The organism is Oxalobacteraceae bacterium OTU3CINTB1, assembly GCA_024123955.1.
Classification (GTDB): Bacteria; Pseudomonadota; Gammaproteobacteria; order Burkholderiales; family Burkholderiaceae_D; genus Rugamonas.
In genome coordinates, this window is the sequence record CP099652.1 from 3,107,769 (window position 1) to 3,129,904 (window position 22,136).

Genomic DNA, 22,136 nt, shown 5'->3' on the forward strand with positions numbered 1-22,136 from the left:
CCGCGCGCCGACCCGCGACATGGAACCGGTCCTGGCCCAGCTGCTGCCGATGCTCACCGCCATCTGGTGGCCGTTCTGCCGCATCCTGGCGATGTTCATCGGCGCCCCGGTGCTGGGCGAGGCCGTCACGCCGGTAACGGTGCGCATCCTGATCGCGCTGGTGCTGGCGGTGCTGATGCTGCCGGCCACTGGCGGCGTCGGCGGGTACCAGATCGACCCGTTCTCGATGCACGGCGTGGTCGCCACCATCGAGCAGGCGCTGATCGGCTTCGTGCTGGGGCTGGCGTTCCACTTCGCCATGTCGGTCATCGGCGTGCTCGGCTTTATGGTGTCGTCGCAGATGGGCTTTTCGATGGCGGTGATGAACGACCCGATGAACGGCCAGTCGTCGGACGTGGTCTCGGCGCTGTTGTCGGTGCTGTCGATCATCGTGTTCTTCGCCATCGACGGCCACCTGGTGATCTCCAACATCATCGGCCAGAGCTTCCGCGCCTGGCCGCTGGGGCACGGCTACGCGCCGATCCTGCTCAACGCGGTGGCCTACAATGTCGCCTGGATCTTCTCGGCGGCGATGCTGCTGGCGATCCCGATCGTGTTTTCCACGCTGGTGGTGCAGCTCGGCTTCGGCTTTTTGAACCGGGTCGCCCCCAGCCTGAACCTGTTCGCGCTGGGCTTTTCGGTGATCACCATCTTTGGGCTGATGATGCTGGCCGAGGTGGTGCGCTTCATTCCCGAGCATTACGTGCGCATGACCAACCAGGTGCTCGAGCTGATCCGCCAGCAGATGCAGGTGGCCGCCAATGGCTGACAATAGCAGCGGCGACAAAACAGAAAAGGCTTCCCAACAGAAGCTGAAAAAGTCGCGCGACGAAGGGCAGGTGGTCCGCTCGCGCGACCTGTCGACGGCGATCGGCATCCTGGTGAGCCTGAAGCTGTTTGTTTACCTGTTGCCGACCTATATGGCCGAGTTCCACGAAATCTTCCACCAGAGCTTTGCGCCGTTCGACAGCACCGGGTCGATCGACAACGCGATGTCGACCGTGTTCGGCAGCGCCATGTGGCTGTTCATCAAGATGGTGCTGCCGCTATTCGTGGTGCCCTTGTTCATCGTGCTGGGCGCGATGGTGCCGGGCGGCTGGGTGATGAGCACCAAGCACTGGGCGCCCAAGCTGAGCCGCATGAGCCCGGCCGCCAACCTGGGCCGGCTGTTCGGCGGCAAGCACGCCTTCGAGCTGCTGGTGTCGATCGCTAAGGCCGGCGTGCTGATTTCCGTGCTGATCCACGTTGCCCGCTCGACGGTCAAGGATTACACGCAGCTGCAGCACATGCCGATGGGGCTGGCGATGATGAACGGCTCGAACCTGATGCTTGACGGCCTGATGGCGTTGATCGCCGTGTTCGTCATCTTCGCGTTGATCGACGTGCCGGCGCAGGCCTTCTTCTTCGCCAAGCAGCAGCGCATGAGCAAGCAGGACCAGAAGGAGGAGCACAAGTCGACCGAGGGCCGCCCCGAGGTGAAAGGCCGGATCCGCCAGTTGCAGCGCGCGCTGGCGCGCAACAGCGCTCGCAAGACCGTGCCCAGCGCCGACGTCGTCATCGTCAATCCGGAACACTACGCGGTTGCGCTGAAGTACGACCACGACCGCGCCGAGGCGCCGTACGTGGTGGCCAAGGGCGTCGACGAGATGGCGCTCTACATCCGCCAGATCGCCACCGAACACAAGATCGAAGTAATGGCGCTGGCGCCGCTGGCGCGCGCCATCTACAACACCAGCCAGGTCAACCAGCAGATCCCGGTGCAGCTGTACCAGGCGGTCTCGCAGGTGCTGAACTATGTGCTGCAATTGAAAGCATTCCGTACCGGGCGGCGCGCCGCCGAGCCGGCGTATCCGAATGAAGTCGTCGTCCCAACATCCATGAGCGAGGTTAAGCAGTCATGAATTTATTCCAGCGGTTGATCGCCGAAGCGCGTCGCCACAAGTTCGCCACACCGATATTCCTGTTGGTGATCCTGGCGATGATCATCCTGCCGTTGCCGCCTATCCTGCTGGACGTGATGTTCACGTTCAACATCGTGCTGGCGCTGATCGTCATCATGGTGGCCGTCTCGGCCAAGCGGCCGCTGGACTTCTCGGTGTTCCCGACGGTGATCCTGGCCACCACCATGCTCAGGCTGACGTTGAACGTGGCCTCGACCCGGGTGGTGCTGCTGCACGGCCACCAGGGCACGGCCGCGGCCGGCGAGGTGATCGAGGCCTTCGGCGAGGTCGTCATCGGCGGCAACTACGTGGTCGGTATCGTCGTGTTCGTCATTTTGATGATCATCAACTTCATGGTGGTGACCAAGGGCGCCGAGCGCATTTCCGAGGTCTCCGCGCGCTTCACCCTGGACGCCTTGCCGGGCAAGCAGATGGCGATCGACGCCGACCTCAACGCCGGCCTGATCAACCAGGAGAAGGCCCAGGCGCGGCGCAAGGACGTCGCCGCCGAGGCCGACTTCTACGGCGCCATGGACGGCGCCTCCAAGTTCGTGCGCGGCGACGCCGTCGCCAGCATCCTGATTTTGATCATCAACATGGTCGGCGGCGTGGCGATCGGCTCGATCATGCAGGACATGTCGTTCGGCGACGCCTTCAAGCAATACGCGCTGCTGACCATCGGTGACGGCCTGGTGGCGCAGATTCCGGCGCTGCTGCTGTCGGCCGCCTCGGCCATCCTGGTGACCCGCATTTCCGACTCGGGCGACTTCGAGAAGCAGGTCGGCGACCAGGTGCTGACGTCGCCGCAGGTGATGTTTAGCGCGGCCGGCATGATGCTGATCCTGGCCCTGGTGCCGGGCATGCCGTGGCAGATGTTCGCGCCCTTCGCCATCGTGCTGGCCTATGTCGGCTGGAAGCTGGGGCAGGTGGTCAAGGCGCCCGACACCTCCGGCATCGACGCCATCGAGGCGGCGCTGCGCGACGACCGCGCGCCCGAGCTCGACTGGCACAGCCTGCCGGCGGTGCAGCAGTTGCAGCTGGCGCTGGGCTACAAGCTCGTCGGCCTGATCGACAAGACCCACGGCGAGCCGCTGACCAAGCGGGTGCGCGGCGTGCGCCAGAGCCTGTCCGAATCGATGGGCCTGCTGCTGCCGCCGATCGTCGTGCGCGACGACCTCGGGCTCAAGCCGTCGCAATATTCCGTGATGCTCTCGGGCAGCGTGGTGGCCCAGGCCGAGGTGTTCGCCGACCGCCTGATGGCGATCCCGTCGCCGAATGTTTACGGCCAGATCGACGGCATTCCCGGCATCGAGCCGGCCTACGGCATGCCGGTGACGTGGATCGAAACCAGCGAGAAGGCCAACGCGCTGGGGCTGGGCTACCAGGTGGTGGAGGCGCCGAGCGCGATCGCCACCCACCTGTCCAAGCTGATCCGCGAATACCTGCCGGAACTGTTCCGCCACGAGGACGTGCCGGCGCTGATGGACCGGCTCACGGCCTTGTCGCCCAAGCTGGCCGCCTCGCTCGACAAGGCGCTGACGCACACGCAGATGCTGCGCGTGTTCCGCGTGCTGCTGGCCGAGAACGTCTCGCTGAAGGATATCGTGCCAATCGCCACCACCCTGGTCGACAGCTCGGAGACCACCAAGGATCCGATCCTGCTGGCGGCCGAGGTGCGCTGCGCGCTGCGGCGCCAGATCGTCACCGGGCTGTTCGGGCAAAAGACCGAGATGCTGGCTTTCAACCTCGGCGGCGACCTGGAGAACATGCTGCTTGGCTCGCTGAACCAGGCGCGCCAGGGCGGCAAGGTGGTGTTGGACAATTACCCGATCGACCCGCACCTGCTGGCGCAGCTGCAAGTGAACATGCCGGTGGCGCGCGAGCAGATGAAGCAGCAGGCCACGCCACCGCTGCTGCTGGTGCTGCCGCAGATCCGGCCGCTGCTGGCGCGCTACGCCAGGTTGTTCGCGCCCGGCCTGCACGTGCTGTCGTACAACGAGATCCCCGAGAACCGCGAAGTGAGCATCATCGGCACGGTGGGATAGACCGGGCGGAGCGGGCTGAACGCCCGTATGCGCCTAGCCGCCGAGCAGTTTCATTGCCCAGCTTGGCACGCGATTGAAGATGCAGTGGGTGACGCTGTTGAAGCTGCCGAACTGCAGTGCGTGGCGCTCGGCCAGCAGCACCAGGCTGCGCTTTGAAAACAGGCTGATGTGCCCGTTGCGCGGTGAGGCATACCACCAGGTCAGCCGGCTGTTGGGCGTGATGTGCCCGTCCGATAGCAATGTTGAAAAAATGACCACGCACTCGTCCTCCATCAGGGAAGTGATGTTGCGCATTAATTCAGACACGTCGGGCACATGTTCAAACACCTCGAACGCGGTGATGAGATTGAATTTGCCCAGATCTTCGATCCGCCGCTCATTGCGCGGAAACGGATCGTACGTGGTCGAGTTCCAGCCCTGCGAGCGCAGGTCTTTCGACAGCACGCCACTGCCGCCGCCGTAATCGAGGTGGCGGATCTGCTTGCGGCTTTCCCCGAACAACTTTTTCAGGAATTCGGCGTTGCCCCGGGGGCGTATGCTGACGTAGTCGGGATCGATGTCGATGTAGCGATCATTGTAGATGTGGTCCTGGAACTCCTGGTCCGACCACTGGCCGAACTCCGGCGCCAGCGTGAAAGCGCAGCCCGGACAGCGATTGTAATAGATAGGCCGTCCCGATAGCGGCAGGAAGAATTGACGCGCTTCTTCGCAGCTTTTGTTGAAATCGACGACGTCGTGGATGACCGTCTCGGTGTTGCATACTGGGCAGAGTGGATGGGTGGTCATGGCAATTCCGGTTAAGTCCTCAGTTCGCATGGCAGGTATTGGCGGGGTAGAAGTAAAAGTTGGCCAGGGCGATGAACGGTGTGGCCGGCGCGACCCTGTAGGTCAGCTCGCGGCGCTGCGCGTTGTAGCCGGTCAGCGCGCCGATCTTGCTGCGCAGTTGTACCTTCGTCAGATCCGTCGGGAATGGTTCGGTGCCGCCCAGGGTCAGCGTCAGAATGCCGGTGCCGGCATCCTGACGCCATGTGCCGGGCTGGTAGAACCGCAGGCCGCCCTTGAACGCCAGCGTGCCGTCCTCCAGCATCAGCATGCAGAGCGCCGGATACTCGGCGGCCGGGCTTTCCCAGGTCTGCACCGCCTTCGGTGCCGGCTTGAGCAGGGTGCAGCCGCCCAGCGCGGCCAGGATCACTGCGGAATATAAATGTGCTTTCATGTGCCTCATTTGAGTAGGAGCGTCCAGGCCAGGCCGGCCAGTCCGCAGGCTGCCACGACCGGGATCACGCCGCGTTTGTAACGGAACAGGGCCGCACCCGCCGCCAGCCCGATCAGCGCCGACGGCCACTCGAAGGCGCCGGTCCAGCCGTCGGGCCAGAGGGTGTGCCAGGCGAAAAACAGTGCCAGGTTGAGTATCACGCCGACCACGGCGGCGGTGATGCCGGTCAGCGGCGCGGTGAACTTGAGGTTGCCGTGCGTCGATTCGATGAACGGTCCGCCCAGCAGAATGAACAGGAACGACGGCAGGAAGGTAAAGCAGGTGACCACCGCCGCCGCCACCGCGCCCGACAGCAGCAAAGCGTCGGCGCCGAAGATTGCCGTGTTCCAGCCGCCGGCGAAGCCGACATACGAGACCACCATGATCAGCGGTCCCGGCGTGGTCTCGCCCAGCGCCAGGCCGTCGATCATCTGCGCCGCGCTGAGCCAGTGATGGTGCTCGACCGCGCCCTGGAACACATAAGGCAGCACCGCGTACGCCCCGCCAAAGGTCAGCAGCGCGGCCTTGGTGAAGAACCAGGCCATGCGTGTGAGCACCGCGTCGGTGCCGAACACGGCGACCAGCGCGCCGATGCCGCCCAGCCACAGGGCCAGGTGCGCCAGCAGCACGATGCCGCAGCGCCGCCAGCTGAATTGCGCGTGGGCCGGGGGCGGCGTGTGGTCGTCGATCAGCGCCGGGCCCGCGGGCGCGGCGGCCTTGCCGTGGCCGCCCGCGCTGTTAAAGCGCTGCGGCGCGTAGCGCCCGCCCAGGTAGCCGGCCAGGCCGGCCGCCAGCACGATCAGCGGGAACGGGATCGCCAGCAGGAAGATGGCCAGGAAGGCGGCCGTGGCGATCGCCCACAGCCAGCCGTTTTTCAGCGTGCGCGAACCGACCCGCCAGGCCGCGTGCAACACCAGCGCGGTGACGGCCGGCTTGATGCCGTAGAACAGTCCCGCCATGGCCGGCGTGTGGCCATAGGCCATATACATCCACGACAGGCCGATCAGGATCAACAGCGACGGCAGCACGAACAGCACGCCGGCGGCGATGCCGCCCCGGGTGCGGTGCATCAGCCAGCCGATGTAGATCGCCAGCTGCTGCGCCTCGGGGCCGGGCAGCACCATGCAGTAGTTGAGCGCGTGCAGGAAGCGTCGTTCGGAAATCCAGCGGCGCCGCTCGACCAGCTCCTGGTGCATGATGGCGATCTGGCCGGCCGGTCCGCCGAAGCTGATAAAGCCGAGCTTGAGCCAATACAGAAAAGCGGCGCCGAAGCTGACCGCTTCCGGCGCCGCCTGGGCGGTATGGTGTCCGATGTCTTTTGCACTCATGCGCGCGAGTTTATCATGCCGCTATCAGGCGGTTTCCACAAAAACGTCGTCCGGCGGCAGCGGCTGCGACAGCATGACAGCCATCTCGGCCATGGCCTTGAACACGGCCGCCGTCAGCGCCGCCGTGTGGGCCCGGGTGGGGTAGGGGTGCTCGCTGCTGGTCGGCGGCAGTTCGCGCCGCAGGCGGCAGCGCAGGATCGTCAGGCCGCAGCGGCCGACCATCGCCGCCAGGTGCGGCAGGATTTCGCGCATGTGCTGCATGGCCGAGGTGTGGGCCGCGCCCACCTCCATGAACACGCCGTTGCCGCCCGCCGGTTCCATCTGGATCACGATCCGGCCCAGGCCGGGCAGCATCAGTTCGAGCCGCAGCGCCACGCGCGCGCGCTTGCGGCGCGGTGGCACGGGCTCCTCGTCGTCGTTGACGACCACGCGCAGCACCAGCCGTTCCGCCCCCCAGGCGAACACGGCGAAGCGCCACGGTTCCATTTCCGTCACCAGCGGCAGGCCGGGGCGGCCCTCGCGCAGCGCCGATGGCGTGTGCTCGGCCATGAACAGGCTCGACGGGACGTGCTTGCCGGCGGCCTGTTCCAGCCAGGCGGCGCGCTGCTCACCGTAGGCGCGCACCATGGTTTGCCACGAGCCGGCCATCATGGCCGTGTCGGGCGGCTGCCACACCATCTGGCGCGACAGGAAGACCTGGTTGGGCCGCATCGCCGACGGCTCGGCCGCGTTGGGCAGGTCGGCCAGCGCGGCGGCCAGGGCCTCGAGCCCGGACTGCTGCAGCGGCTGGGCGTCGGGGCCGTCGAAGGGCATGCCGACCTGGCCCGGCGCGGTCGGCGCCTGCGGCGTGACCGGGTAGGGGGCGTTGCTGTCGCGCGCGTCGAGTGGTCCGCGCACGGCCGGCCCCGGCTGCCCGGACTGCCGCTCTGGAATGCCCAGCGGGCGCAATGTGGCGCCGACGCGGTCTACGGCCATCTCGCTGCCTCTCCGAATGATTGCCGGCCGCTGCCGGATGTGCGGCCGGCGGGATTATTCACACCCGTCGACCCCCGCAACCCCGTTCGCCGCTTCCCTGGCCAAGTCCGCCGCTACGGCGGCGATCACCGGCTCCCAGGCGCCGATGCGTTCCTGGCGGTACAGCGTGGCCGTTGGATACCACGGGCTGGTCGCGCCCTCTTGCAGCCAGCGCCATTCGAACGGCGTCGGCAGCAGGATCCAGACCCGCTTGCCGAGCGCCCCGGCCAAGTGGGCGACGCTGGTGTCGACCGTGATCACCACGTCCATCACGTCGCACAGCGCGGCGGTGTCGCCGAAGTCAAGCAGCAGTTCGCTGACCTGGCGCACCGGCAGCGTGGCCAGCAGCGGCTGGTCGTCGGCCCGGATTTCTTTCTGCAAACAGATGAATTCGTAGCGGTCCGACAGGGCCTTGGCCAGCACGGACAGCGGCAAAGTGCGGTTGTGGTCGTTTCCATGGGTGGCGCTGCCGCTCCACACCAGGCCCACGCGCAGCTTGGTCTTGGGGCCGAGGACCGCATTCCACTGCTCGCGCTTGGCCGCGTCGCTGCTCAGGTAGGACGGCGCCGATGGAATCGTGTCGACCCGGGTCTTGAAGGCGAAAGGCAAGCTCATCAGCGGGATGTGGAAATCGAAGGCCGGCAAGCTGCTGCCGGCGGCGACGATCTGGTCCACGCCGGCCAGCGTGCCCATCAGCGGCACCAGCGTTTTCGGCACTTCCAGCACCACCCGCGCGCCGCGCTGCTTGGCCAGCGCCGCGTAACGGCAAAACTGCAGCGAGTCGCCGAAACCCTGCTCGGCGTGCAGCAGGATGGTCTTGCCCTGCAACGGCTCGCGACCGCTCCATTGCGGCTTGAGGAAGTGGCGCTTGTGCTTGTAGAGCGGCAGCTCCGGAGTTTTCCAGCGCCACTCATAGGCCGCCCAGCCGCGCTCGTAGTCGCCGCGGGCGAGCAGCATCAGCGCGCGGTTCCAGTTGCCCAGCGGTGAGTTCGGGGCGACCGCCAGCGCGCGATCGTAATTCTCCATGGCCAGATCGTCGAGGCCGAGCTTTTGCAAAATGCTGCCGAGGTTGATGTAAGCGCGCGGATTGCTCGGCGCCAGCTTGGTCAGTTTCTCGAAGGCGATGCGCGCCGACTCGTAGTCGCGGTCCTGGTCCGTGTTTTCCAGCACTTCGCGGGCGCCGTGCAGGGCCGCGCGTTCCATCTTCAGTTCCAGCGCCTGGCGCAGGCTGGTGAGCACCTGTTCCTGCTGGCGGCTGTTGCCGAGCGCGCGCGCGTGGTCCCGGCGCAGCGTGTCGTCCTCGGGATCGAACTCGAGCGCGGAGGCGTACAGCGCGGCGGCCGATTCGTGTTGCCTGAGTTGTTCGAGCTCCCCGGCGCGCTTGCGGTAGGCCGCCACCAGCCCGGCTTGCAGCGCCAGCACCTGGGTCTCGGCGTGCCCGGCCTCGTCGGTCCGGTCCAGCCGCCGCAGCGCCTGCGCCCGCTGCCGCTGGGCCTGCAGGAATTGCGGATGCAGGGCGATGGCCTGTTCGTGGCAGGCCAGCGCCTCGGCGTCGCGCCCGGCCGCCAGCAGCAGGCGGCCCAGGTTGTAATGGGCGTCGGCGTAGTCCGGCAGCATGGCCAGCGCCTGGCGGTAGCTTTGTTCGGCCCCGTCCGGCTGGCCCAGATCCTGCAGGATGTTGCCGAGGTTGTTGTGCGCCTCGATATTGTCCGGATTGATCGCCAGCGCCTGCTCGACGTTGATCTGCGCCAATTCATATTGTTTGGTTTGCCACAGCAGCAGCGCGCGGTTGTTCCAGGCCTGGTCGTCGCCGGCATCGAGCGCCAGCGCCTGGTCGTAGCCTTGCAGCGCTTCGTCGACCCGCATCAGCGACTGCAGCGTGACGGCGCGGTTGAAGTGCGTGTGGGCATCGTCGGCGTCGAGCGCCAGCGCCTTGTCGTAGCAGCGCAGCGCATCTTCCAGCAGTTGCAGCTCGCGCAGCGCGTTGCCGAGGTTGTTCTGCGCGGCCGCGTGGCCGGCGTCGACCGCCAGCGCCGAGCGGATAAAGCTGGCGGCCATTTCGAAGTTTCCGTTCTGGAAGGCCGCGATGCCGGTGTGGTGCAGCGCGTCGAAGTGCTGGGGCGCGAGCCGCAACACCTGCTCGTACACTTGCAAGGCCTGGGGCAGATTGCCTTCGCTGTGCAACTGAACGCCCTGGGCGAACAACTGGTCGACGTTGGATGAAGTTGACATAGATGAGAGAGGAAAGAGAAATCGGGACGGGACGGTGTACTGATCATACCTGAGCAACATTCCTTCTGGCTAGTGAAGGCGGCGAGTAAGGGTCACTAAGGATTACCAGGGGCGTCGCGCGTTGCGTGCCCCTGGGCGGGTGGGCGCGACAGCAGCGTCGCCACTTCGGCCATGGCGCGGAAGAGCGCCGGACTGAGCGCGCCCGCCTGCGCGCGGCTCGGCTGCAGCGCGCAGGCCGGCGCCAGCGCGCCCCGCAGCCGGCAGCGCACGATGGTCAGGCCGCAGCCGTTGATACGCAGCGCCAGGCGCGGCAGCGTGCCGCGCAAATGCCGCATGGCCGAGGCGTGGACGGTGGCCAGCTCGAGCAGCACGCCGTTGCCGGCCGCCGTCTCGAGCTGAACCAGCACCCGGCCCTGGCCGGGCAGCACCAGCTCCAGGCGCAGCGCGGCGCGCCCGTGCCGGCGCTGGCCATGCCCGGGCTGCTCGTCCTCGATCACCACCTTGAGCACCAGCCGCTGGTTACCCCGGGCGAACACGGCGAAGCGCCACGGTTCGATCTCGGTGACCAGCGGCGGTGGCTGCCGGCCATCGCGCATGGCGGCCGGCGTGTGGTCGGCCATGAACAGGCTCGACGGCACATGCCGGCCGCTGGCCTGTTCCAGCCACGCCGCGCGCCGCTCGCCGTAGGCGCGCACCATGGTGTGCCACGACGCTGCCATGGCCGCGCTGTCGGGGGTCTGCCAGACCAGTTGGCGCGACAGGAACACCTGGTTGGCGCGCATGGCCGACGGCTCGTCCTCCTGCTGCGGCGCGGCGGCCAGCGCGGCGGCCAGCGTCTCGAGGCCCGACAGCGGCAGCGGCAGCGCTTCCGCGGCGTCGGCGCCCAGGGCCGATGCCGCGCCGGCGGCGAGCGGCGGCGTGCCGGCGGCCACGCCCGGCCTTGCGGCGGCGCGCGCCGCTGGGCGCTGGATACGCCCGGAGGCGCTGACGCGGTCGACGGCCATCGGGCTCGCCCTTCACGAATATTCGGTGAAAAAAAAGCCAACCGCATACCCGGTTGGCTCCCGTTCGCACTGTTCCGTCGCCGGAACAGGCAAGACTATTATTGCAGCAGGGACATGACCAGCGACGAGGTGCTGTTCGACTGCTTGAGCATCGCGGTGCCCGCTTGCAGCAGCATCTGCTGCGACGTCATGTTCGACGATTCGGCGGCGAAGTCGGTGTCCATGATGCGGCCTGCGGCGGCCTTGGTATTGGTCGAGACGTTGGCCAGGTTGTTGTAGACGTGTTCCAGGCGGTTCGAGGTCGCACCCAGGGTCGAACGCAGGTTCGAGACGGAGTCGATGGCGCTGGCCAGCAGGTTGATGGCGCTGTTGGCGCCGTTGGCGGCGGTCAGTTCGGTGCCGACGGCGGTCGAGGCGGTGCCCGAGCTGCTGTAGCCGGCGGTGGCCGAGGCGATCGCGGCGTGCATGGAACCGACCATCGAGCTCATGTCGACGGTCAGTTTTTCGCTCGACGAGGCGCCGATCTGGAACGTCAGGCTGGCGTTCTGGAACGTGGCGGTGGTGCTGCTGGTGTCGGCGTTGAACAGTTTCTGGCCGCCGAACGAGGTGTTGCCGACGATGTTGGTCAGTTCGTTGGTCAGGGCGTCGAATTCGGCTTGCATCGACGTTTGGTCGGCGCTGCTCGAGGAGCCGTCGGCGGCCTGGGTGGCCAGGTCTTTCATGCGCACCAGGATGTTGGTGGTTTCGTCGAGGGCGCCTTCACCGGTTTGCATCAGCGAAATCGAGTTTTGGGTGTTGCGCATGGCGACGGTCATGCCGCTGGTCTGGTATTTCAGGCGCGTGGCGATCTGCAAGCCGGCGGCGTCGTCCATGGCGGAGTTGACGCGGAAGCCGGTCGACAGGCGGGTTTGCGAAGTCGACAGCGACGATTGCGTGCGCGAGATCGAGTTCTGTGCCGACAGGGCGGCGGCGTTGGTGTGAAGGCTCAGCATCTAAATACTCCTGGTAGGTGGATTCGGTCGGAGCGACGCTGTTCTGCGCTCTCCTAATGACAAGACGACCAACGCCGTGGAGATATTAAATGCTTTGTGGAAATTTGTTGAAATAAGTGCCGGAAAGGGCGGTGACGGGCGGAACGGGCGTAAAAAAGCCCGCAGTGCCGTCGGCACTGCGGGCGCGATACCCAATTACTTTGCAGATTACTATTATTGCAGCAGCGACATGACCAGCGACGAGGTGCTGTTCGACTGCTTGAGCATGGCGGTGCCCGCCTGCAGCAGCATCTGTTGCGATGTCATGTTGGACGATTCGGCAGCGAAGTCGGTGTCCATGATGCGTCCCGCCGCGGCCTTGGTGTTGGTCGAGACATTGGCCAGGTTGTTGTACACGTGTTCCAATCGGTTCGACGTCGCGCCCAGGGTCGAACGCAGGTTCGAGACGGAGTCGATGGCGCTGGCCAGCAGGTTGATGGCGCTGTTGGCGGCGGTGCCGGTGGTGATTTGGGTGCCAGACGTGGTCGGTGCCGTGCCGGCATCGCTGTATTCGGCGGCGGCGGCCGAGATCGCGGTGTGCATCGAGCCAACCATCGAGGTCATGTCGATGGTCAGTTTTTCGCTCGACGAGGCGCCGATCTGGAACGTCAGGCTGGCGTTCTGGAACGTGGCGCTGCCGCCGGTGGCGAACAGTTTCTGGCCGCCGAACGAGGTGTTGCCGACGATGTTGGTCAGTTCGGCGGTCAGGGCGTCGAATTCGGACTGCATCGAGGCCTGGTCGGCGGTGCTCGAGGAGCCGTCGGCCGCTTGGGTGGCCAGGTCTTTCATGCGGACCAGGATATTGGTGGTCTCATCGAGCGCGCCTTCGGCGGTTTGCATCAGCGAAATCGAGTTTTGGGTGTTGCGCATGGCCACGGTCATGCCGCTGGTCTGGTATTTCAGGCGCGTGGCGATCTGCAAGCCGGCGGCGTCGTCCATGGCGGAGTTGACGCGGAAGCCGGTCGACAGGCGGGTTTGCGAAGTCGACAGCGACGATTGCGTGCGCGAGATCGAGTTCTGTGCCGACAGGGCGGCGGCGTTGGTGTGAAGGCTCAGCATCTAAATACTCCTGGTAGGTGGATTCGGTCGGAGCGACGCTGTTCCGCGCTCTCCTAATGACAAGACGACCAACGCCGTGAAGATATTAAATGCTTTGTGGAAATTTGTTGAGGGAGGGGCCCGAAGGGGCGGGGATGGGCGTAAAAAAGCCCGCAGTGCCGTCGGCGCTGCGGGCGCGGTACCCAATTACTTTGTAAATTAGTATTATTGCAGCAGCGACATGACCAGCGACGAGGTGCTGTTCGACTGCTTGAGCATCGCGGTGCCCGCTTGCAGCAGCATCTGTTGCGATGTCATGTTGGACGATTCGGCAGCGAAGTCGGTGTCCATGATGCGTCCCGCCGCGGCCTTGGTGTTGGTCGAGACGTTGGCCAGGTTGTTGAACACGTGTTCCAGGCGGTTCGAGGTCGCACCCAGGGTCGAACGCAGGTTCGACACCGAGTCGATGGCGCTGGCCAGCAGGTTGATGGCGCTGTTGGCGGCGCCGGTGGCCGTCAGTTCGGTACCGATCGCGGTCGACGCGGTGCCGGCGGCGCTGTAGGCGGTAGCGGCAGCGGCAATGGCGCTGTGCATCGAACCAACCATCGAGGACATGTCGACGGTCAGTTTTTCGCTCGACGAGGCGCCGATCTGGAACGTCAGCGAGGCGTTCTGGAAGGTCGAGGTGCCGGTGCTCGTGTCGGTGCTGAACAGTTTCTGGCCGCCGAACGAGGTGTTGCCGACGATGTTGGTCAGTTCGTTGGTCAGGGCGTCGAATTCGGACTGCATCGAGGCCTGGTCGGCGCTGCTCGAGGAGCCGTCGGCGGCCTGGGTGGCCAGGTCTTTCATGCGCACCAGGATGTTGGTGGTCTCGTCGAGCGCGCCTTCGCCGGTTTGCATCAGCGAAATCGAGTTTTGGGTGTTGCGCATGGCGACGGTCATGCCGCTGGTCTGGTACTTCAGGCGCGTGGCGATCTGCAGGCCGGCGGCGTCGTCCATGGCCGAGTTGACGCGGAAGCCGGTCGACAGACGGGTCTGCGAGGTCGACAGCGACGCTTGCGTGCGCGAGATCGAGTTCTGTGCCGACAGGGCGGCGGAGTTGGTGTGAAGGCTTAACATCGAATGACTCCTGGTAGGTGGTTTCAGCGTAAGCGCAGCTATCCTGCGCCCACCCAAGGACAAGACGACCGTAGCCCCGAAGTAATTAAATGCTTTGTGGAAATTTCTTGAAATATGTTCGATCACAGGACCGACATAAAAAAACACAAGCCGAAGCTTGTGTTTTTGGAACTGCTCGCCCGATCACATATTCGGATAATTCGGCCCGCCGCCGCCTTCCGGCGTGACCCAGACGATGTTCTGGGTCGGGTCCTTGATATCGCAGGTTTTACAGTGTACGCAGTTTTGCGCGTTGATCTGCAGGCGGTCGGCGCCGGCGTCGGTCTTGACGAACTCGTACACGCCGGCCGGACAGTAGCGCGCCTCCGGCCCGGCGTACTGGGCCAGGTTGACGTCGACCGGCACGCTCGGGTTCTTCAACGTCAGGTGGATCGGCTGGTCCTCGGCGTGGTTGGTGTTGGAGATGAACACCGACGACAGCCGGTCGAAGGTCAGCTTGCCGTCCGGCTTCGGATACACAATCGGCGCGAACTGCGAGGCCGGCTTCAGGCACTCGTGGTCGGCGTGGGTGTGGTGCAAGGTCCATGGCGCCTTGCCGCGGAAGACGATCTGGTCGATGCCCGTCATCAGCGAACCCAGCACCAGGCCCTTGTTGAGCCACGGCTTGACGTTGCGCGCCACGTGCAGCTCCTCGTGCAGCCACGATTTTTCGAACGCGGCCGGGAAGGCGGCCAGCTCGTCGTGCTGGCGGCCGGCGCCGAGCGCCTCGAACGCCGCCTCGGCCGCCAGCATGCCGGTCTTGATGGCGGCGTGGCTGCCCTTGATGCGGCTCATGTTCAGGAAGCCGGCGTCGCAGCCGATCAGCGCGCCGCCCGGGAAGACCAGCTTCGGCAGGGATTGCAACCCCCCTGCGGTGATCGCGCGCGCGCCATAGGAAATGCGCTTGGCGCCCTCGAAGAACGGTTTGATGGCCGGGTGGGTCTTGTAGCGCTGGAATTCCTCGTACGGCGACAGGTAGGGATTTTCATAATTGAGCCCGACCACATAGCCGACCACGACCTGGTTGTTCTCCATGTGGTAGAGGAACGAGCCGCCGTAGGTCTTGTTGTCCAGCGGCCAGCCGGTGGTGTGGACCACCAGGCCGGGCTGGTGCTTGGCCGGGTCGATTTCCCACAGTTCCTTGATGCCGATGCCGTACGACTGCGGGTCCTTGCCCTTGTTGAGGTCGTACTTGGCCATCAGTTGCCGGCCCAGGTGGCCGCGCGAGCCTTCGGCGAACAAGGTGTATTTGCCGTGCAGCTCCATGCCCAGCTGGAAATCCGAGCCGGCCTCGCCGTCGCGCTTGACGCCCATGTTGCCGGTGGCGACGCCCTTGACGGAACCGTCGTCGTTGTACAGGATCTCGGCGGCAGGGAAGCCGGGGAAGATCTCCACGCCCAGCGCCTCGGCCTGCTGGCCCAGCCAGCGCACCACGTTGCCCAGCGAGATGACGTAGTTGCCGTGGTTTTCAAAGCAGGCCGGCAGCGCGAAGCCCGGCGTCTTGAAGGACTTGGTTTCGGTCAGGAACAGCACGCGGTCCTCGGTGACGGCGGTGTTGAGCGGCGCGCCTTTTTCCTTCCAGTCGGGGATCAGCTCGGTCAGCGCCTTCGGGTCCATGACGGCGCCCGACAGGATGTGCGCGCCCAGCTCGCCGCCTTTTTCCAGCACGACGACCGAGACTTCCTGGCCTTTGTCGGCCGCCAGCTGCTTGATGCGGATCGCCGCCGACAAGCCGGCGGGGCCGCCGCCGACGATGACGACGTCGTACTCCATCGCGTCGCGCGGGCCGTACTGTTCTACGAGATTTTGAGGCTGTGTCATGGTCTTTTTATAGTGGTTATGAGGTGTTTAATAGGGGGACGGCTACGTGATGGGAAAATTTTAGCACGAGTGTGCTTCTTTTTCCGTCCGAATGCAACTTTGGCGCCATTTTGAGGGACATTATTAGACACCGCAATCTAATACTGGCGATTTGTGTAATGATTACGTTTCGACAGCCGGGGCGGTCACCTGGGGTGCGACCCGGCCATCAAGAATTCGTCACCAATAAAATCTAGGAGTAGCTCGTGGGCATAGAAGTCAACTTTGAGGGAAAAATCGCGCTGATCACCGGCGCCTCCAGCGGTCTGGGAGCCCGGTTCGCCAAAGTGCTGGCCCAGGCCGGCGCCCAGGTGGTGCTGGCATCGCGCCGCACCGAGCGGCTCAAGGAGCTGCGCGCCGAGATCGAGGCCGACGGCGGCGCCGCGCACGTGGTCAGCCTGGACGTGACCGACTTCGCCAGCATCAAGTCGGCCATCGCCCATGCCGAGACGGAAGCCGGTCCGATCGACATCCTGGTCAACAATTCGGGCGTGTCGACCACGCAGCGGCTGGTCGATGTCACCCCCGAGGACTATGCCTTCGTGATGGACACCAACCTGCGCGGCGCGTTTTTTGTTGCGCAGCAGACCGCCAAGCGCATGATCGCGCGCGCCAAGGGCGACCCGAGCAAGAAGCACCGCATCATCAACATCGCCTCGGTGGCTGGCTTGCGCGTGCTGCCGCAGATCGGCGTCTATTGCATGAGCAAGGCCGGCGTGGTGCAGATGACCAAGGCGATGGCGGTGGAATGGGGCAAGTACGGCATCAACACCAACGCCATTTGTCCCGGCTACATCTCGACCGAGATCAACGAGGACTATTTCGCCAGCGAGCAGGGCCAAAAGCTGATCAACATGCTGCCGCGCAAGCGTCCAGGCACGCCGGAGGATCTGGATGGTTTGCTGTTGCTGCTGGCGGGGGAAGATTCGAATTTCATCAACGGCGCCATCATATCGGCCGATGATGGCATGACGGCTATGTAGTGAGCTGGATGCCGACCAGCTTGTGCACCAGTTCCGAAGAGGTCGAAGCCGAGAATTTACGCATCAGTTTGGCGCGGTGCATTTCCACCGTGCGCGGGCTGAGGTCGATCTGGCGGGCGATGCTTTTGCTGGTCTTGCCCTCGACCAGCAGGGCGGCGATCTCCCGCTCGCGCGGGGTCAGCTCGGCGGTGACGGGACGTTTTTCGCTGACGTCCTCGAAGGTCCAGATGCCGGGGCCGAGCGGGTCCTGGGCCTTCATCGAATGGCCGGTGACGTGGCACCAGAACAGTTCGCCATTGGCGCGCCGCATGATGCGCTCGTCCGAGTAGCGGCCCTTGGCGTTCATGATCGGAATGATGCGGTCGCCGGTGCGCAGGAACTCGTCCATCGTCGGATACAGCGACAGGAAGGACAGGCCTTCGAGCTGGGCGCGGGTGTAGCCGAACATCGACGCCAGCGCGTCGTTGCAGCGCTGGATGACGCGACTTTCCGAGATGCACATGCCCACCGGCGCGTGCAGGAAAATGGATTCGTAGTCGATGACGGGGGCGGCGTTCATGGTGAAAGTGGCAGGTAGTTCTACGGTATTGTGCTTTTAGAGAGCGTATTCTATGCTGAGACGCCGCATCAGTAGCACAGTTAACAACGTTATCAACTGATTTGGCAACAGAGACGAACAATCGACTTCGATAGATAAGAGACTTCGATACATAAGAGACTTCGATACATAAGACCAGCACCACTTAAATACAAGAGTTAAGGGACAACATGAACAAAATCTATCCGGATGCCGCCGCAGCCTTGGCGGGCGTCGTTCAAAACGGTCAAACGATCGCCGTCGGCGGCTTCGGTTTGTGCGGCATACCCGAAGCGCTGATCGGCGCCTTGCGCGATTCCGGCGTGACCGGCTTGACCGCCATCTCCAACAACGCCGGCGTCGACGGCTTCGGCCTGGGCCAGCTGCTGGAAACGCGCCAGATCAAGAAGATGATCGCATCCTACGTCGGGGAAAACAAGGAATTCGCGCGCCAGTACCTGGCCGGCGAACTGGAACTGGAATTCACGCCGCAGGGCACCCTGGCCGAGAAGCTGCGCGCCGGCGGCGCCGGCATTCCCGCCTTCTTCACCAAGACCGGCGTCGGCACCATCGTCGCCGACGGCAAGGAAATCCGCGAATTCGACGGCGAGCAATATGTGATGGAACGTAGCCTGGTGGCCGACGTGGCGCTGGTCAAGGCGTGGAAGGCCGACAAGGCCGGCAACCTGGTGTTCCGCAAGACGGCGCGCAACTTCAATCCGAACGCGGCGATGGCCGGCAAGATCACCATCGTCGAAGTCGAGCACCTGGTCGAGATCGGCGAGATCGATCCGGACGCCGTGCACCTGCCAAGCATTTTCGTGCACCGCATCGTCGTCAACGCGACGCCGGAAAAACGCATCGAGCAGCGCACCGTGCGCGCCAACTAAGAACATCGGAGACAACTATCATGGCATGGACACGTGACGAAATGGCCGCGCGCGCGGCGAAGGAATTGCAGGACGGGTTTTACGTCAACCTGGGCATCGGCTTGCCGACCCTGGTGGCGAACTATGTGCCGCCCGGTATCGAAGTGTATCTGCAATCGGAAAACGGCTTGCTGGGCATTGGCCCGTTCCCGACCGAGGATGAGATCGACGCGGACCTGATCAACGCCGGCAAGCAGACCGTGACGGCGCTGCCGGGCGCGGCCTACTTCAGCTCGGCCGATTCGTTCGGCATGATCCGCGGCGGCAAGATCAACCTGGCGATCCTGGGCGCGATGCAGGTGTCGGAGCGGGGCGACCTGGCCAACTGGATGATCCCGGGCAAAATGGTCAAGGGCATGGGCGGCGCGATGGACCTGGTGGCCGGCGTCAAGCGGGTGGTGGTGCTGATGGAGCACGTCGCCACCGCCAAGGATGGCACGACGTCGCACAAGCTGCTGCCGAAATGCGACCTGCCGCTGACCGGCGTCGGCGTGGTTGACCTGATCGTCACCGATCTTGGCGTCATGGAAGTGACCGACGCCGGCCTGAAGGTGACCGAGCTGGCGCCGGGTGTGAGCCGGGAGCAGATCCAGGCCGCCACGGGCGTCGAGCTGGATATGTCGGCGCTGTGACGTTTGCGGTAGCCGTATGAAAAAATAGCACGCCTCGGCGTGCTATTTTTTTGCCTGGTATCGGATCAGGCCGACGGGTTGCGGCGGCGGGCGAGGGCGCCGATCAGCGCCAGCCCACCCAGCAGCATCGCATAGGTCGCCGGCTCCGGCACCGCCGAGACGGTCGTCAGGCTCCAGCGGCTGGCCGAGTAGTCGCCGTCGCCTTCGCCATTGAACGGCAGGCCGGCTATGTTGTAGTTGATGGCGTCGGTGTCGCCGCCGTTGAACGCGCCGATGATAAAGCTGGATGTCCAGACACCGGTGACAGGGCCGTCAAACGCCAGCAGCGAGGTGGCCAGGCCGTCGAAGGAGATTCTGGCGTCACCTTGGACGTATCCGCCATCGGTGGCATAGGCGTAGAGGTTGCCGCTGTTCGGCATGGCGAAGCCGTTGACCGCGATCGCCAGCTTGCTGATGCCTTCGACCAGATTGCCGTTGGCCGTGCCGTCGAAGCTGCCGGTGATGCGGGTGTTGTCGAGCATGGTGTATTCAAAGGCGAAGCTGCCGGCTTGGGCGGCGGCGCTGCCGGCGAGCAGGGCGGCGCAGGCGAAGGTGCGTGTAATTTTGTTCATTTAAGATTCCTGTTGGATAACTTTGATTGTCTCATAGGCTATTAAGTTATACAAAAGAAAAATGTGGCCCAGCTTCGCATGGCGCATATCAGCAAAGAAAAAAGCCCCGGGCATCGCTGCGCGGGGCTCCTTGCGAACTGGATGCCGGCTTAGTGCGCTGGCACGATGATCGCCGGTTTCACTTCGGTGTCCACGGCGACCACGGTCGAACCCGGATTGTTCAGCTCCGCGTTCATCTTGGCCACGTCAAGTTCGTTTTCCCATTTCGACACCACCACCGTCGCCACGCCGTTGCCGATGAAGTTGGTCAGCGCGCGGCATTCGCTCATGAAGCGGTCGATACCCAGGATCAGCGCCATGCCGGCCACCGGGATCGTCGGCACCACGGCCAGGGTCGCGGCCAGGGTGATGAAGCCGGCGCCGGTGATGCCGGAGGCGCCCTTGGAGGTCAGCATCGCCACGCCCAGGATGGTCAGTTCCTGCCACAAGGTCAGCTCGGTGTTGGTCGCCTGGGCAACGAACAGCGCGGCCATCGTCATGTAGATGTTGGTGCCGTCCAGGTTGAACGAGTAGCCGGTTGGGACCACCAGGCCGACCACCGGTTTAGCGCAGCCGAGGCGCTCCAGTTTGGTCATCAGCGAAGGCAGCGCGCTTTCCGACGAGCTGGTGCCCAGCACGATCAGCAGCTCTTCCTTGATGTACTTGATGAACTTGAAGATCGAGAAGCCGGTGTAGCGGGCGATCAGGCCCAGCACGACGAACACGAACAGGCCGCAGGTCAGGTAGAACGAACCCATCAGTTTTGCCAGCGGGATCAGCGAGGCCAGGCCGTATTTACCGATGGTGAAGGCCATCGCGCCGAACGCGCCGATCGGAGCGACTTTCATGATGATGTTGACCACGCCAAAGATGGCGTGCGACAGCTCGTCGATCAGCTTGGTGATCGGACGGCCGCGCTCACCGAGCAGCGACAGCGAGAAGCCGAACAGGATGGCGATCAGCAGCACTTGCAGGATGTCGCCCTTGGCGAACGCGTCCACGAAGGTCTTCGGGATGATGTTCATCAGGAAGTCGGTGGTGGTCAGGCCTTCGGCGTGCGTGTATTGCGCGATCGACTTGGCGTCCAGGTGGGCCGGATCGGCGTTGAAGCCGGCGCCCGGTTTGAGCACGTTGGCCACGACCAGGCCGATGGCCAGGGCGAAGGTGGAGACTACTTCGAAGTAGATCAGGGCCTTGCCGCCGACGCGGCCGATTTTCTTGACGTCTTGCATGCCGGCGATGCCGGAGACCACCGTACAGAAGATCACCGGGGCGATGATCATCTTGATCAGCTTGATGAAGCCGTCGCCCAGGGGTTTCATGGCGACCGCGTCGGCAGGCAGGAAGATGCCGAGCAGGATACCGCAGGCGATGGCGAACAGCACCTGGATATATAGGATTTTATAGAATGGCTTTTTCACGGGGTCTCCTCGCGTTCATTTGAGGAGTTCATGATGTCCCAACTGGAGAGTTATCACTATTGTGGAAACCCGCAAATCACTGGCTGTGATAACTCTCCCATATGAGGGATAACACGTACCCGGAAAAATTACTGTGCGACCCAGCCGCCGTCCATGTTCCACGCCACGCCGCGCACCTGCTTGGCGGCGTCGCTGCACAGAAACACCGCCAGCGCGCCCAGTTCCTCGGGCGTGACGAACTCTCCCGACGGCTGCTTGTCGGCCAGCAGCGCCTTTTTCGCCTCGTCGTTGCTGATGCCGTCCTTGGCAGCGCGGGCGTCGACCTGCTTTTGCACCAGCGGCGTGAGCACGAAGCCGGGGCAGATGGCGTTGACGGTGACACCGGTGCTGGCCGTTTCCAGCGCGCCGGCCTTGGTCAGGCCGATCAGGCCGTGCTTGGCCGCGACGTAGGCCGACTTGCCGGCCGACGCCACCAGGCCGTGGGTAGAGGCCAGGTTGATGATGCGGCCCCAGTTGTTGGCGCGCATGCGCGGCAGCACCAGGCGCGACGTATGGAATGCCGAGGTCAGGTTGATGGCGATGATCGCGTCCCATTTCTCGACCGGGAAATCCTCGATGTTGGCCACGTGCTGGATGCCCGCGTTATTGACCAGCACGTCGACGCCGCCGAACTTGTCGCCGGCGAAGGCGATCATGCTTTCGATCTCGGCCGGCTTGGACATGTCGGCGTTGTGATAGGCGACCTGGACGCCGAATTCCTTGGCCAGATCCTGCTGCAACTTGTCGATCTCGGCGGCGTCGCCGAAACCGTTCAGCACCACGTTGGCGCCCTCGGCCGCCAGGGTGCGCGCGATGCCCAATCCGATGCCGGATGTGGAACCGGTGACCAATGCTGTTTTACCGCTCAAAGTCTGGTTTGTCATGGTGTTCTCTGCGGGGTTGGAGATAAAAGGCTGGCTGCGCTACACTTCGGTAGGATTTTAAGCGCAACGCCCGGTAA

General features: G+C 64.4%; 20 protein-coding genes. 6 read left to right on the forward strand and 14 right to left on the reverse strand.

Annotated elements, in window-relative coordinates:
* Positions 1-19: 19 nt before the first annotated feature.
* Genes NHH73_13670 through NHH73_13680 form a run of 3 tightly spaced genes read left to right on the forward strand, consistent with a single transcriptional unit; the run spans position 20 to position 4,024 of the window.
* Positions 20-808, forward strand: coding sequence for a flagellar biosynthetic protein FliR (locus tag NHH73_13670; protein ID USX29267.1), 789 nt, complete (start codon positions 20-22; stop codon positions 806-808).
* Positions 801-1,940, forward strand: a complete 1,140-nt coding sequence (locus NHH73_13675) for a flagellar type III secretion system protein FlhB (GenBank protein ID USX29268.1) — start codon at positions 801-803, stop codon at positions 1,938-1,940. Before NHH73_13670 ends, NHH73_13675 begins: the two co-directional genes overlap by 8 nt.
* On the forward strand, positions 1,937-4,024 hold the full coding sequence (locus NHH73_13680; protein USX29269.1) for a flagellar biosynthesis protein FlhA: 2,088 nt from the start codon (positions 1,937-1,939) through the stop codon (positions 4,022-4,024). Before NHH73_13675 ends, NHH73_13680 begins: the two co-directional genes overlap by 4 nt.
* Positions 4,025-4,057: 33 nt before the next feature.
* Here NHH73_13680 and NHH73_13685 read toward each other — a convergent pair whose 3' ends face one another.
* From NHH73_13685 to NHH73_13730, 10 genes are all read right to left on the reverse strand, one after another.
* Positions 4,058-4,810 (reverse strand): class I SAM-dependent methyltransferase, encoded by a 753-nt coding sequence (locus tag NHH73_13685; protein ID USX29270.1) that lies wholly within the window; start codon positions 4,808-4,810, stop codon positions 4,058-4,060.
* Between the two features lie 19 nt (positions 4,811-4,829).
* Entirely contained in the window at positions 4,830-5,240 is a 411-nt protein-coding gene (locus NHH73_13690; protein ID USX29271.1) for a hypothetical protein, read from the reverse strand.
* A 5-nt stretch (positions 5,241-5,245) separates the two neighbouring features.
* The gene (chrA, locus tag NHH73_13695; GenBank protein USX29272.1) at positions 5,246-6,607 is read right to left on the reverse strand and encodes a chromate efflux transporter; all 1,362 of its coding nucleotides are present in this window, start codon (positions 6,605-6,607) and stop codon (positions 5,246-5,248) included.
* A 24-nt stretch (positions 6,608-6,631) separates the two neighbouring features.
* Positions 6,632-7,582: a hypothetical protein gene (locus NHH73_13700; protein ID USX29273.1), complete on the reverse strand. Its 951-nt coding sequence runs from the start codon at positions 7,580-7,582 to the stop codon at positions 6,632-6,634.
* A gap of 54 nt (positions 7,583-7,636) precedes the next feature.
* Entirely contained in the window at positions 7,637-9,853 is a 2,217-nt protein-coding gene (locus tag NHH73_13705) for a tetratricopeptide repeat protein (protein ID USX29274.1), read from the reverse strand.
* 95 nt (positions 9,854-9,948) lie between these two features.
* Complete coding sequence (locus NHH73_13710) at positions 9,949-10,857, reverse strand: hypothetical protein (protein ID USX29275.1); 909 nt, start codon at positions 10,855-10,857, stop codon at positions 9,949-9,951.
* 98 nt (positions 10,858-10,955) lie between these two features.
* Positions 10,956-11,849, reverse strand: coding sequence for a Lateral flagellin (locus NHH73_13715; protein ID USX29276.1), 894 nt, complete (start codon positions 11,847-11,849; stop codon positions 10,956-10,958).
* 213 nt (positions 11,850-12,062) lie between these two features.
* Complete coding sequence (locus NHH73_13720) at positions 12,063-12,947, reverse strand: Lateral flagellin (protein ID USX29277.1); 885 nt, start codon at positions 12,945-12,947, stop codon at positions 12,063-12,065.
* A gap of 204 nt (positions 12,948-13,151) precedes the next feature.
* Positions 13,152-14,045 carry a Lateral flagellin gene (locus NHH73_13725; GenBank protein USX29278.1) on the reverse strand — a complete coding sequence of 298 codons (894 nt, stop codon included), beginning with the start codon at positions 14,043-14,045 and terminating at the stop codon, positions 13,152-13,154.
* Positions 14,046-14,228: 183 nt separating this feature from the next.
* Positions 14,229-15,905 (reverse strand): electron transfer flavoprotein-ubiquinone oxidoreductase, encoded by a 1,677-nt coding sequence (locus tag NHH73_13730; protein USX29279.1) that lies wholly within the window; start codon positions 15,903-15,905, stop codon positions 14,229-14,231.
* A 245-nt stretch (positions 15,906-16,150) separates the two neighbouring features.
* Here NHH73_13730 and NHH73_13735 point away from each other — a divergent pair, with 245 nt between their 5' ends.
* A complete protein-coding gene (locus tag NHH73_13735) occupies positions 16,151-16,927 on the forward strand; it encodes an SDR family oxidoreductase (protein USX29280.1) in 777 nt (258 codons plus the stop codon).
* Here NHH73_13735 and NHH73_13740 read toward each other — a convergent pair.
* Entirely contained in the window at positions 16,920-17,486 is a 567-nt protein-coding gene (locus tag NHH73_13740; GenBank protein USX29281.1) for a PAS and helix-turn-helix domain-containing protein, read from the reverse strand. The genes NHH73_13735 and NHH73_13740 overlap by 8 nt on opposite strands.
* 209 nt (positions 17,487-17,695) lie before the next feature.
* On the opposite strand from NHH73_13740, the gene NHH73_13745 reads away from it, so the two are divergent.
* Together NHH73_13745 and NHH73_13750 are read left to right on the forward strand one after the other, a co-directional pair.
* Entirely contained in the window at positions 17,696-18,394 is a 699-nt protein-coding gene (locus NHH73_13745) for a CoA transferase subunit A (GenBank protein USX29282.1), read from the forward strand.
* A gap of 20 nt (positions 18,395-18,414) precedes the next feature.
* Positions 18,415-19,065: a CoA transferase subunit B gene (locus tag NHH73_13750; protein USX29283.1), complete on the forward strand. Its 651-nt coding sequence runs from the start codon at positions 18,415-18,417 to the stop codon at positions 19,063-19,065.
* A gap of 65 nt (positions 19,066-19,130) precedes the next feature.
* On the opposite strand, the gene NHH73_13755 is transcribed toward NHH73_13750, so the two are convergent.
* The 3 genes from NHH73_13755 to NHH73_13765 all read right to left on the reverse strand — a co-directional run bounded on the left by NHH73_13755 (position 19,131) and on the right by NHH73_13765 (position 22,059).
* Positions 19,131-19,676, reverse strand: coding sequence for a PEPxxWA-CTERM sorting domain-containing protein (locus NHH73_13755; protein USX29284.1), 546 nt, complete (start codon positions 19,674-19,676; stop codon positions 19,131-19,133).
* Between the two features lie 149 nt (positions 19,677-19,825).
* The gene (locus tag NHH73_13760) at positions 19,826-21,136 is read right to left on the reverse strand and encodes a dicarboxylate/amino acid:cation symporter (GenBank protein ID USX29285.1); all 1,311 of its coding nucleotides are present in this window, start codon (positions 21,134-21,136) and stop codon (positions 19,826-19,828) included.
* A 128-nt stretch (positions 21,137-21,264) separates the two neighbouring features.
* Complete coding sequence (locus tag NHH73_13765) at positions 21,265-22,059, reverse strand: 3-hydroxybutyrate dehydrogenase (protein USX29286.1); 795 nt, start codon at positions 22,057-22,059, stop codon at positions 21,265-21,267.
* Positions 22,060-22,136: the final 77 nt, after the last annotated feature.

Coding starts and splice junctions, on each gene's coding strand:
- NHH73_13670 (USX29267.1), top strand. CDS start 20: ATGGAACCGGTCCTGGCCCAGCTGCTGCCGATGCTCACCGCCATCTGG.
- NHH73_13675 (USX29268.1), top strand. CDS start 801: ATGGCTGACAATAGCAGCGGCGACAAAACAGAAAAGGCTTCCCAACAG.
- NHH73_13680 (USX29269.1), top strand. CDS start 1,937: ATGAATTTATTCCAGCGGTTGATCGCCGAAGCGCGTCGCCACAAGTTC.
- NHH73_13685 (USX29270.1), bottom strand. CDS start 4,810: ATGACCACCCATCCACTCTGCCCAGTATGCAACACCGAGACGGTCATC.
- NHH73_13690 (USX29271.1), bottom strand. CDS start 5,240: ATGAAAGCACATTTATATTCCGCAGTGATCCTGGCCGCGCTGGGCGGC.
- chrA (USX29272.1), bottom strand. CDS start 6,607: ATGAGTGCAAAAGACATCGGACACCATACCGCCCAGGCGGCGCCGGAA.
- NHH73_13700 (USX29273.1), bottom strand. CDS start 7,582: ATGGCCGTAGACCGCGTCGGCGCCACATTGCGCCCGCTGGGCATTCCA.
- NHH73_13705 (USX29274.1), bottom strand. CDS start 9,853: ATGTCAACTTCATCCAACGTCGACCAGTTGTTCGCCCAGGGCGTTCAG.
- NHH73_13710 (USX29275.1), bottom strand. CDS start 10,857: ATGGCCGTCGACCGCGTCAGCGCCTCCGGGCGTATCCAGCGCCCAGCG.
- NHH73_13715 (USX29276.1), bottom strand. CDS start 11,849: ATGCTGAGCCTTCACACCAACGCCGCCGCCCTGTCGGCACAGAACTCG.
- NHH73_13720 (USX29277.1), bottom strand. CDS start 12,947: ATGCTGAGCCTTCACACCAACGCCGCCGCCCTGTCGGCACAGAACTCG.
- NHH73_13725 (USX29278.1), bottom strand. CDS start 14,045: ATGTTAAGCCTTCACACCAACTCCGCCGCCCTGTCGGCACAGAACTCG.
- NHH73_13730 (USX29279.1), bottom strand. CDS start 15,905: ATGACACAGCCTCAAAATCTCGTAGAACAGTACGGCCCGCGCGACGCG.
- NHH73_13740 (USX29281.1), bottom strand. CDS start 17,486: ATGAACGCCGCCCCCGTCATCGACTACGAATCCATTTTCCTGCACGCG.
- NHH73_13745 (USX29282.1), top strand. CDS start 17,696: ATGAACAAAATCTATCCGGATGCCGCCGCAGCCTTGGCGGGCGTCGTT.
- NHH73_13750 (USX29283.1), top strand. CDS start 18,415: ATGGCATGGACACGTGACGAAATGGCCGCGCGCGCGGCGAAGGAATTG.
- NHH73_13755 (USX29284.1), bottom strand. CDS start 19,676: ATGAACAAAATTACACGCACCTTCGCCTGCGCCGCCCTGCTCGCCGGC.
- NHH73_13765 (USX29286.1), bottom strand. CDS start 22,059: ATGACAAACCAGACTTTGAGCGGTAAAACAGCATTGGTCACCGGTTCC.